Source organism: Chromobacterium amazonense, from assembly GCF_001855565.1.
GTDB lineage: Bacteria > Pseudomonadota > Gammaproteobacteria > Burkholderiales > Chromobacteriaceae > Chromobacterium > Chromobacterium amazonense.
Genome location: NZ_MKCR01000028.1, coordinates 68,263 through 79,302, shown reverse-complemented (window position 1 = coordinate 79,302; position 11,040 = coordinate 68,263). Strand labels below are relative to the sequence as shown.

Here is an 11,040-nt window from a genome sequence, read left to right as displayed (position 1 = left end):
GGGCCGGATCTCCAAGAAGTGGACCGGCATTTCATGACATACGATATCGCAGTCTTGGCCAAGTTCTCGTAAATTAATAGATATTTACAGCTTTGATTGTTTTCTGTGTAAGTTGATCTGGCCTGTTTTCTTGTTTGCAATAAAAAAAGCCGGAGCAAGCTCCGGCGGGTTGTCAAATGGCGGCGGGTTTACTTCAGCGGCCAGTCGCCTGCTGTTTACTCGCTGCGCGAGGGCGGCGTCAGCACCGTATCTTGCGCTTCCGGCAACAGGTCCGGGTAGTCGCGGCTGTAGTGCAGGCCGCGGCTTTCTTTGCGCTGCATGGCGGAGCGGACGATCAGTTCGGCGGTTTCCACCAGGTTGCGCAACTCGATCAAATCATTGCTGACGTGGAAGTTGCTGTAGTACTCGTCAATCTCGTCTTTCAGCAGATCGATGCGGTGCAGCGCGCGTTCCAGCCGCTTATTGGTGCGGACGATGCCGACATAGTCCCACATCGCCCGGCGCAGCTCGTCCCAGTTGTGGCTGATGACCACCTCCTCATCCGGGTCGGTGACGCGGCTGTCGTCCCAGGCCGGAATCGCCGGCAATTTGATGGCGTCGGCCGCCAGAATGTCCGCCGCCGCCGCCTTGCCGATCACCAGGCATTCCAACAGCGAGTTGCTGGCCAGCCGGTTGGCGCCATGCAGCCCGGTATGCGCCACTTCGCCCACAGCGTACAAGCCAGTCACATCGGTGCGGCCCGCCAGGTCGGTGACCAGGCCGCCGCATGTGAAGTGCACTGCAGGTACCACCGGAATCGGCTGTTGGGTGATGTCTATGCCCAATTCCAGACAATGGGCGTAGATATTGGGGAAGTGTTCCTTGATGAACTGGGCCGGTTTGTAAGAGATGTCCAGATACACGCAATCCAGGCCGTGCTTCTTCATCTCGAAGTCGATGGCGCGGGCAACGACGTCGCGCGGCGCCAGTTCGCCGCGCGGATCGTGCTGCGGCATGAAGCGGGTGCCGTCCGGCAGCTTCAGAATGCCGCCTTCGCCGCGCACCGCCTCGGAAATCAGGAAGGATTTGGCATGCGGGTGGTACAGGCAGGTCGGGTGGAACTGCATGAACTCCATATTGCCGACGCGGCAACCGGCGCGCCAACCCATGGCGATGCCGTCGCCGGTGGCGGTGTCCGGATTGGTGGTATAGAGATAGACCTTGCCGGCGCCGCCTGAGGCTAGGATGGTGTGCTGGGCGGCAATGGTCACCACTTGGTCGCTCTGCTTGTCCAGCGCGTACACGCCATAGGCGCGCTTGCCCGGCAGGCCCAGCTTCTGCGAAGTGATCAGATCGATGGCTATATAGTGTTCCAGCTCGGTGATGTTCGGGTGGGCCTTGATCTTCTGTCCCAAGGTGCTGGTCACGGCGGCGCCGGTGGCGTCGGCGGCATGGATGATGCGGCGGTGGCTGTGGCCGCCTTCGCGCGTCAGGTGGTAGCCGGTTTGGTGCTCGTCGTCGCGGGTGAAGGGCACGCCGAGTTTGATCAGCCAGTCTATCGCTTCCTTGGAGTGCTCGACGATGAAACGCGTGGTGTCTTCGTCGCACAGCCCGGCGCCGGCGATCAAGGTATCGCGGATGTGGTCTTCTACCGAGTCCTCGGTATCCAGTACCGCGGCAATACCACCCTGCGCATAGGTAGAGCTGCCTTCCAATAGATCGCGCTTGGTGATCAAGCCCACCTTGCGTTTTTCCGCCAGATGGAGCGCCAGCGTCATCCCGGCCAGACCGCTGCCGATAATCAGAACATCAAATTTGAGCATATATAGAGTGTCCACGGCAGGCACATCGCGTGCCAAACGCATGCCAGCGTAGCAGAATCGGCAACGGGCGCGTAGCCATCCGCGCGTCCCGGGAAGGTTAGATTACGGTTTGTTTGCAGCGAAGCAAGATACCCCTTCTTCATATCTATTGAATTTTCAGTGGCTTGCCCTTGTTTTGGGATTTTGCTGCTAATTTCCTTCAATTTTTCCCGCAAAAGGTGTTGACGAGGTTCGGGTCCGGGCGTATAGTTCGCCTCCTCAGCTGACGCAGCGAACGAAACAAGCCGAACGAAACAGGTTCCGGCGACGGTTGCAGCGACCAGCACAGCTCTTTAACAGAACGAATAACCGATAGGTGTAAGTGCTTGGCGAAAGCCAAAAACTTGCACTGCAAGAGATAGGAAATACCAGTTATTTCTTTGAACTTGCGTGCCAGAAGTTGCTATGAGATTGAACTGAAGAGTTTGATCCTGGCTCAGATTGAACGCTGGCGGCATGCTTTACACATGCAAGTCGAACGGCAGCACGGGAGCTTGCTCCTGGTGGCGAGTGGCGAACGGGTGAGTAATGCATCGGAATGTACCGTGTAATGGGGGATAGCTCGGCGAAAGCCGGATTAATACCGCATACGCCCTGAGGGGGAAAGCGGGGGACCGAAAGGCCTCGCGTTATACGAGCAGCCGATGTCTGATTAGCTAGTTGGTGAGGTAAGAGCTCACCAAGGCGACGATCAGTAGCGGGTCTGAGAGGATGATCCGCCACACTGGGACTGAGACACGGCCCAGACTCCTACGGGAGGCAGCAGTGGGGAATTTTGGACAATGGGCGCAAGCCTGATCCAGCCATGCCGCGTGTCTGAAGAAGGCCTTCGGGTTGTAAAGGACTTTTGTTCGGGAGGAAATCCCGCTGGTTAATACCTGGCGGGGATGACAGTACCGGAAGAATAAGCACCGGCTAACTACGTGCCAGCAGCCGCGGTAATACGTAGGGTGCAAGCGTTAATCGGAATTACTGGGCGTAAAGCGTGCGCAGGCGGTTGTGCAAGTCTGATGTGAAAGCCCCGGGCTCAACCTGGGAACGGCATTGGAGACTGCACGACTAGAGTGCGTCAGAGGGGGGTAGAATTCCGCGTGTAGCAGTGAAATGCGTAGAGATGCGGAGGAATACCGATGGCGAAGGCAGCCCCCTGGGATGACACTGACGCTCATGCACGAAAGCGTGGGGAGCAAACAGGATTAGATACCCTGGTAGTCCACGCCCTAAACGATGTCAACTAGCTGTTGGGGGTTTGAATCCTTGGTAGCGTAGCTAACGCGTGAAGTTGACCGCCTGGGGAGTACGGCCGCAAGGTTAAAACTCAAAGGAATTGACGGGGACCCGCACAAGCGGTGGATGATGTGGATTAATTCGATGCAACGCGAAAAACCTTACCTGCTCTTGACATGTACGGAACTTGGTAGAGATATCTTGGTGCCCGAAAGGGAGCCGTAACACAGGTGCTGCATGGCTGTCGTCAGCTCGTGTCGTGAGATGTTGGGTTAAGTCCCGCAACGAGCGCAACCCTTGTCATTAGTTGCCATCATTAAGTTGGGCACTCTAATGAGACTGCCGGTGACAAACCGGAGGAAGGTGGGGATGACGTCAAGTCCTCATGGCCCTTATGAGCAGGGCTTCACACGTCATACAATGGTCGGTACAGAGGGTCGCGAAGCCGCGAGGTGGAGCCAATCTCATAAAACCGATCGTAGTCCGGATCGCACTCTGCAACTCGAGTGCGTGAAGTCGGAATCGCTAGTAATCGCAGATCAGCATGCTGCGGTGAATACGTTCCCGGGTCTTGTACACACCGCCCGTCACACCATGGGAGTGAGTTTCACCAGAAGTGGGTAGGCTAACCGCAAGGAGGCCGCTTACCACGGTGGGATTCATGACTGGGGTGAAGTCGTAACAAGGTAGCCGTAGGGGAACCTGCGGCTGGATCACCTCCTTTCTAGAGAAGGCGATCGTCAAGTACTTACAGCCTATCGGTTATTCAAGTTAAGGGCATTTTCGATGAAAATCTGCGCAGCTCTGCGTTGAAAGCCTCCTCGTGTACTGGATGTACACGTCGTCAGCTTTCGCCTGGATCTGCTTGATTTTGATCGAAAAGGATGTGGTATGAAGCGACTACTGGGTTTGTAGCTCAGCTGGTTAGAGCACTGTGTTGATAACGCAGGGGTCGTAGGTTCGAGTCCTACCAGACCCACCAGTATTTTTTGGGTCAGGCAAGGCGCGAGGGAGCGACATGTGCTTATGCACATGAGCGACTGAGCAACGCAGCATCACCCAAAAAGAGGGGGATTAGCTCAGTTGGGAGAGCACCTGCTTTGCAAGCAGGGGGTCGTCGGTTCGATCCCGTCATCCTCCACCACACCGCAAACAAAATCGAATTGAGAAGTTTGATTCTGTTTGCGTTGTAAAACGCCCGATCTTTAACAAACTGAAGAAGCCGAATATATAAGACGGCGAAATGAAAGCGTAGAGTTAACTCTTTACGCGGACAAATCGTCATCTTGGGTATTTGATTGTATCTAAGGCTGCGTCGCCAACTCAAAAGGGGCGGTGCAGTCGTCGCACAAACACACTTGTTGTTTTAGTGATCTAGGTTACTGAAATGATAGGGTCAAGCGACTAAGTGCATCTGGTGGATGCCTTGGCGATCACAGGCGATGAAGGACGTGTAAGCCTGCGAAAAGCGCGGGGGAGCTGGCAATAGAGCTTTGATCCCGCGATATCCGAATGGGGAAACCCGGCCCTTAGGGGTCATCCCAGACTGAATACATAGGTCTGAGGAGGCGAACTCAGCGAACTGAAACATCTAAGTAGCTGAAGGAAAAGAAATCAACCGAGATTCCGTAAGTAGTGGCGAGCGAACGCGGAACAGCCTGTATGTGATAGAGATTGCGTTAGTGGAAGGTTATGGAAAGGACCGCCATAGTGGGTGATAGCCCCGTACACGAAAACGCATTCTTGGTACTAAGCATACGAGAAGTAGGGCGGGACACGCGAAATCCTGTCTGAAGATGGGGGGACCATCCTCCAAGGCTAAATACTCGTGATCGACCGATAGTGAACCAGTACCGTGAGGGAAAGGCGAAAAGAACCCCGGGAGGGGAGTGAAATAGAACCTGAAACCGGATGCATACAAACAGTGGGAGCGGACGTGTTCCGTGACTGCGTACCTTTTGTATAATGGGTCAGCGACTTACGTTCAGTAGCGAGCTTAACCGAATAGGGGAGGCGTAGGGAAACCGAGTCCGAATAGGGCGCTTTAGTTGCTGGGCGTAGACCCGAAACCGAGTGATCTATCCATGGCCAGGATGAAGGTGCGGTAACACGCACTGGAGGTCCGAACCCACTAGTGTTGCAAAACTAGGGGATGAGCTGTGGATAGGGGTGAAAGGCTAAACAAACTCGGAGATAGCTGGTTCTCCCCGAAAACTATTTAGGTAGTGCCTCATGTATCACTTCCGGGGGTAAAGCACTGTTATGGCTAGGGGGTCATTGCGATTTACCAAACCATGGCAAACTCTGAATACCGGAAAGTGCGAGCATGGGAGACAGACGGTGGGTGCTAACGTCCATCGTCAAGAGGGAAACAACCCAGACCGCCAGCTAAGGTCCCAAATGATCAGTTAAGTGGTAAACGAAGTGGGAAGGCCTAGACAGCCAGGATGTTGGCTTAGAAGCAGCCATCATTTAAAGAAAGCGTAATAGCTCACTGGTCGAGTCGTCCTGCGCGGAAGATGTAACGGGGCTCAAACTGATAACCGAAGCTGCGGATGCGTCGGCTTCACCTTAGCTTGTTGCAAGCTTGTCATCGCGAAGCGATGACAAAGCCCACCCCAATGGTCGCCAGGCCATGAGGGAAACAAGCAGGCTAAGGGAAGCCGATGCGTGGTAGGGGAGCGTTCTGTAGGTCTGTGAAGGTGTCTCGTAAGGGATGCTGGAGATATCAGAAGTGCGAATGCTGACATGAGTAGCGATAAAGCGGGTGAAAAGCCCGCTCGCCGAAAGCCCAAGGTTTCCTACGCAACGTTCATCGGCGTAGGGTGAGTCGGCCCCTAAGGCGAGGCTGAAAAGCGTAGTCGATGGGAAACGGGTTAAAATTCCCGTACTTTTGTGTAGTGCGATGTGGGGACGGAGAAGGTTAGGTCATCAGACTGTTGGAATAGTCTGTTTAAGCCGGTAGGCTGGGGTGGTAGGCAAATCCGCCGCCCCTTAAGGCCGAGACGTGATGACGAGGGTCTACGGACCTGAAGTGACTGATACCACGCTTCCAGGAAAAGCCACTAAGCTTCAGCTACACAAGAACCGTACCGCAAACCGACACAGGTGGGCAGGATGAGAATTCTAAGGCGCTTGAGAGAACTCAGGAGAAGGAACTCGGCAAATTGATACCGTAACTTCGGGAGAAGGTATGCCTCTTAGAGTGTAGGACTTCGCGTTCGAAGCTTTGAGAGGTCGCAGAGAATCGGTGGCTGCGACTGTTTAACAAAAACACAGCACTGTGCCAACACGAAAGTGGACGTATACGGTGTGACGCCTGCCCGGTGCCGGAAGGTTAAGTGATGGGGTGCAAGCTCTTGATCGAAGCCCCGGTAAACGGCGGCCGTAACTATAACGGTCCTAAGGTAGCGAAATTCCTTGTCGGGTAAGTTCCGACCCGCACGAATGGCGTAACGATGGCCACACTGTCTCCTCCTGAGACTCAGCGAAGTTGAAGTGTTTGTGAAGATGCAATCTCCCCGCTGCTAGACGGAAAGACCCCGTGAACCTTTACTGTAGCTTTGCATTGGACTTTGAAGTGGTTTGTGTAGGATAGGTGGGAGGCTAAGAAGCCAGGACGCTAGTTCTGGTGGAGCCGACCTTGAAATACCACCCTGACCCCTTTGAGGTTCTAACCTTGGTCCGTGATCCGGATTGGGGACAGTGCATGGTAGGCAGTTTGACTGGGGCGGTCTCCTCCCAAAGTGTAACGGAGGAGTTCGAAGGTTACCTAGGTACGGTCGGAAATCGTGCTGATAGTGCAATGGCAAAAGGTAGCTTAACTGCGAGACCGACAAGTCGAGCAGGTGCGAAAGCAGGACATAGTGATCCGGTGGTTCTGAATGGAAGGGCCATCGCTCAACGGATAAAAGGTACTCCGGGGATAACAGGCTGATACCGCCCAAGAGTTCACATCGACGGCGGTGTTTGGCACCTCGATGTCGGCTCATCACATCCTGGGGCTGTAGCCGGTCCCAAGGGTATGGCTGTTCGCCATTTAAAGTGGTACGTGAGCTGGGTTCAAAACGTCGTGAGACAGTTTGGTCCCTATCTGCAGTGGGCGTTGGAAGTTTGACGGGGGCTGCTCCTAGTACGAGAGGACCGGAGTGGACGCACCTCTGGTGTACCGGTTGTGACGCCAGTCGCATCGCCGGGTAGCTAAGTGCGGAAGAGATAACCGCTGAAAGCATCTAAGCGGGAAACTTGCCTGAAGATGAGACTTCCCTGGAGGCTTGACCTCCCTGAAGAGTCGTTCGAGACCAGGACGTTGATAGGTCGGGTGTGGAAGCGCTGTGAGGCGTGAAGCTAACCGATACTAATTGCTCGTGAGGCTTGATCCTATCATTTGAGTGGCTTAGCGAGGCTAAGTGACGAGAGTGGATGTGCGAAGAACATCAAATACCGAATATTCAGAATCAGAGAGCGACTCTGGTTCAGGCTTCTTGCAGTTTGTACAGTTTATGTCTGGTGGCCTTAGCGAGGTGGTCCCACGCCTTCCCATCCCGAACAGGATCGTGAAACGCCTTAGCGCCGATGATAGTGTGGCATTCGCCATGTGAAAGTAGGACACCGCCAGACGCCCGATACGACAAAGCCCAGCTCTTCGAGCTGGGCTTTGCGCTTTGCGCGCGCCGAATGCGCGACACCCGCCCCGACAGACACTGCCGGGGCTTTGGCGTTTAGGGGCTAGCCGTCCCCATCCTGCCGCAGCAAAGCATCGACTTCCTCTTCATTCCACACTCGGATGCCATGTTGGCTCAACAGGCTGGCGGTCACGCCTTGGCCGTCGCGCAAGGTATTTCCGAAACTGCCATCGTAAATTTGCCGATTGCCGCAGGATGGGCTGTTGGCCTTTAGCAGCGCTAGTTTGCAGTCACTTTGCTGGGCCAGGCGCAAGGTTTGCCAAGCGCCGGAGATGAATGCCTGGCTGACATCCTGCCCGTCTCCGCTTTGGACCGATGCTTGCTGCGTCAGCACATCATTGCCCGAGCCGCCTATGATCTCTGCAGCGGGTCTTGGCGTGGGAAGGCCGCCCAGGCACTCCGGACAGGCGGGAATGAGTTCGAATCTATCGTGGATCTTCGTCCAGTCTACATCGCGCATCGGTTTGGATTGGCCGTCATAGCGCACCGGCTGGCCCTGCAGGCAGGCGCTGATCAGGAGTTTGGCTTTTTTGGTCACAGTCTGCTCTCTAGAAGTCTGGCCAGCGCTTGGCTGGCGGGGGCGATGCGTTCGTCCGGCACGGCCGCGTAACCGAGCACCAATCCGTTGCGATAGGCTTTGCCCAGGAAGTGACGAGCCAATGGCCGCAGCCAGAGTCCTTGCCGGGCGGCAGCATCCTGCAATTCCCATTCATCGAAGCCCAAAGGCAGATTGGCCAGCAGATGCATGCCGGCCTCGCCGCCCGATATCGGCAAGGCATCACCCAGGTAGCGCTCCATGGCGGTTCGCAGCAGGTGCTGTCGGTGCGCGTACAGTTCGCGCATATTGCGAATATGTTGGGCAAAGTGGCCGCGCTCAATGAAATCGGCCAACGCTGCCTGGTGGAGGTAGCCGGTTTCGCCATGCAGACGCGCCTGGCAATGGCGGAAGGCCTCGGCCAGTTCAGGCGGCAGCACGAGATAGCCCAATTTCAGCGCAGGGAACATCACTTTGCTGAAGGTGCCCAGATAGATGACGCGATTATCCTGATCCAGGCTTTGCAACGCGGCCAATGGATTGGGGGTATGGCTGAACTCGCCGTCGTAGTCGTCCTCGATGATCCAGCTGTTGTGATGCCGCGCCGTCTGCAACAGTTCCAGCCGCCGGGCCAGTCCCATGATGACGCCGGTTGGATACTGATGCGCCGGCGTGGTGTAGATCAGTTTGGGAGGGGGTGCGCTGGATAGGGGCGTGAGTCCATATCGATCCACTGGAATGGGGAGGCAAGCCAGCCCGGCTTCCATCATCGCGGCTTGGGCGCCGGTATAGCCCGGTTCCTCCAGCCAGGCGATGTCGCCGGGATCGGCCAGCAGCTTGGCGATGAGCGCCAGTCCGACTTGCGTGCCGCTGGTGATCAGGATTTGGTCCGGGCTGCAGCGCACGGATCGCGTCAGGAACAGGTACTCCGCCAGCGCATGGCGCAGCGCCTGCAGGCCGCCTTCGCGCTGATAATGCATCCAGTCCAGCGGCGCGGTTCGTTGGCTGCGCGCCAGACACTTTTGCCATTGCTGATGGGGAAATCGCGCCAGCTCGGGCTGGCCGGGGATGAAGGCGCCAAACTTGCTGACGGGCACGCGGCTGTAAGATTGCAGCTGTACGCCGCGCCGCGATAGCTCTCGTTGCGGCAAGGCGGCGGCGGCAGGCGATGCCGTGGACGCAAAGGCCTGACAGACATAAGTGCCCGAACCATGCTTGCTTTCCAAATATCCTTCGGCAATCAGTTGCTCGTAGGCGGCAAGCACGGTATTGCGACCTAATGCCAGCGTCTCGGCCAGCTGGCGGCTGGCGGGTACCGCGCTGCCGGGCGCAAGCCGGGTTTGGCGGATCAGCTCTCGCAGGTGTCGATACAGTTGGCGTGACAGGTTTTCCCCCTGGCCGCGCAGCAGCCGGGGTTTGAGGTAAGAACAGAGCCAGTCGCGATTCAAGGTGGTTCCATCAAATTAATGAATGTGGTACTTCAGATGGTGCTGCTTGTGTCGTAGGATAACAGCATCGTAACGTGCTGGAGCAAGGTGATGATCAGTCAGGAAGCGTTCTATGCCGCCAAGTTGGCGTATGAGATGGATGCCGCCGATGTGGCGCAGGCTTTCGCCCAAGGCGATGACTCGCTGATATTAGTCGATGCCCGCAGCGCGGAAGCGTTTGCCCATGAAACCATTCCCGGAGCGATCAGCCTGCCGCACCGGCTGATGACTGAGGAAAGCACTGCCCATCTTGCGCGCGAGCGCACCTACGTCACTTTTTGCGATGGCATTGGCTGCAACGCCTCCACCAAAGGCGCCTTGAAGTTGACCCGGCTTGGTTTCAAGGTCAAGGAGCTGCAGGGCGGCATCGATTGGTGGAAGCGCGATGGCTACGCCACCACGCTGCACGCCGGTTGCGGCAAGGACGTATGCGATGCGTGCTGACTGGGACGCGCTGGCGCAGCCGGCCGAGCAGATTTCGACCGGACAGTGGGTGGGCTTGCCAGTAGAGGGCTGGACGAGCGCGGCCTCTCCGCCGCGCCAAGTCCTGACCGGGAGCCATGGCCGAGTGGAGCCGCTGGATGCCGAGCGGCATGGCGCCCAGTTGTACGAAGCCTTGCATCAGATGGCGGGCGGGGCCAACTGGACCTACCTTAGCCACGGCCCGTTTTCCAGTTTGGAGGATTGGCAGACCTGGATGCAGGCCAATGCCGGGCGGGAGGTTCCGCAGTTTTATGCGATCGTTGATGCAAGGGACGATGTGGCTATCGGCTTGTGCAGCTATCTGCGCATTGCGCCTGCTGATGGCTGCATCGAAGTGGGCTTTCTCAACTTTTCGCCGCGTCTGCAGCGCAGTCGATTGGCCACGGAGGCGATGTACCTGATGATGCGCAATGCGTTTGAGCTCGGCTATCGGCGTTACGAGTGGAAATGCGACGCTCAGAACACGCCGTCGGTGAAAGCCGCGCTGCGGCTGGGTTTCACCTTTGAAGGCTTGTTCCGACAGGCGCGCACCAATAAGGGACGCAACCGCGATACTGCCTGGTTCTCCATTCTGGACCATGAGTGGCCGCAGCGGCGGCGAGCGCTGGAGCTGTGGTTGGCGGACGCCAATTTCGACGCGCAAGGGCGGCAGTTGCGCAGCCTCTCGGAGTTTGCAGCGGAGGCTGCGGCTTGAGCTTGGTCGCGGATGCGGGCGCGCTGGCTCAAGCGGCGGTTTTCAATGCTGTGGGGCAGCCTGTCGGTTGCGAGCCAGATCGATGGAG

The 11,040-nt window shown here is 56.8% G+C and carries 5 protein-coding genes, 2 tRNA genes and 3 rRNA genes; 7 read left to right on the top strand and 3 right to left on the bottom strand.

Translation table 11 applies throughout. The features are described 5' to 3' along the window. Positions 1-215: 215 nt before the first annotated feature. Complete coding sequence (nadB, locus tag BI343_RS13560) at positions 216-1,802, bottom strand: L-aspartate oxidase (protein ID WP_071110078.1); 1,587 nt, start codon at positions 1,800-1,802, stop codon at positions 216-218. Positions 1,803-2,254: 452 nt separating this feature from the next. Between nadB and BI343_RS13555 the strand changes: the two genes are divergently transcribed. The 5 genes from BI343_RS13555 to rrf all read left to right on the top strand — a co-directional run bounded on the left by BI343_RS13555 (position 2,255) and on the right by rrf (position 7,688). Beyond that, positions 2,255-3,792, top strand: a 16S ribosomal RNA gene (locus tag BI343_RS13555). A gap of 181 nt (positions 3,793-3,973) precedes the next feature. Then, positions 3,974-4,050: transfer RNA gene (locus tag BI343_RS13550), tRNA-Ile, on the top strand. Positions 4,051-4,136: 86 nt separating this feature from the next. Then, a tRNA-Ala gene (locus tag BI343_RS13545) sits at positions 4,137-4,212 on the top strand. A 250-nt stretch (positions 4,213-4,462) separates the two neighbouring features. Continuing rightward, positions 4,463-7,450, top strand: a 23S ribosomal RNA gene (locus tag BI343_RS13540). Between the two features lie 123 nt (positions 7,451-7,573). Next, positions 7,574-7,688: ribosomal RNA gene (gene rrf / locus BI343_RS13535) — 5S ribosomal RNA — on the top strand. Together the 16S, 23S and 5S rRNA genes with 2 tRNA genes alongside form the textbook arrangement of a ribosomal RNA operon. A gap of 108 nt (positions 7,689-7,796) precedes the next feature. On the opposite strand, the gene BI343_RS13530 is transcribed toward rrf, so the two are convergent. Next, positions 7,797-8,291, bottom strand: a complete 495-nt coding sequence (locus BI343_RS13530; RefSeq protein WP_071110077.1) for a 2-thiouracil desulfurase family protein — start codon at positions 8,289-8,291, stop codon at positions 7,797-7,799. Continuing rightward, positions 8,288-9,736, bottom strand: coding sequence for a MocR-like pyridoxine biosynthesis transcription factor PdxR (gene pdxR / locus BI343_RS13525; RefSeq protein WP_071110076.1), 1,449 nt, complete (start codon positions 9,734-9,736; stop codon positions 8,288-8,290). Before pdxR ends, BI343_RS13530 begins: the two co-directional genes overlap by 4 nt. 90 nt (positions 9,737-9,826) lie before the next feature. Between pdxR and BI343_RS13520 the strand changes: the two genes are divergently transcribed. Further along, positions 9,827-10,219, top strand: a complete 393-nt coding sequence (locus BI343_RS13520; RefSeq protein WP_211269433.1) for a rhodanese-like domain-containing protein — start codon at positions 9,827-9,829, stop codon at positions 10,217-10,219. Then, positions 10,209-10,952: a GNAT family N-acetyltransferase gene (locus tag BI343_RS13515; RefSeq protein ID WP_071110074.1), complete on the top strand. Its 744-nt coding sequence runs from the start codon at positions 10,209-10,211 to the stop codon at positions 10,950-10,952. Before BI343_RS13520 ends, BI343_RS13515 begins: the two co-directional genes overlap by 11 nt. Positions 10,953-11,040: the final 88 nt, after the last annotated feature.

Excerpts from the sequence above, each read along its gene's own strand:
- nadB (WP_071110078.1), bottom strand. The coding sequence starts at position 1,802 with ATGCTCAAATTTGATGTTCTGATTATCGGCAGCGGTCTGGCCGGGATG.
- BI343_RS13520 (WP_211269433.1), top strand. The coding sequence starts at position 9,827 with ATGATCAGTCAGGAAGCGTTCTATGCCGCCAAGTTGGCGTATGAGATG.
- BI343_RS13515 (WP_071110074.1), top strand. The coding sequence starts at position 10,209 with ATGCGTGCTGACTGGGACGCGCTGGCGCAGCCGGCCGAGCAGATTTCG.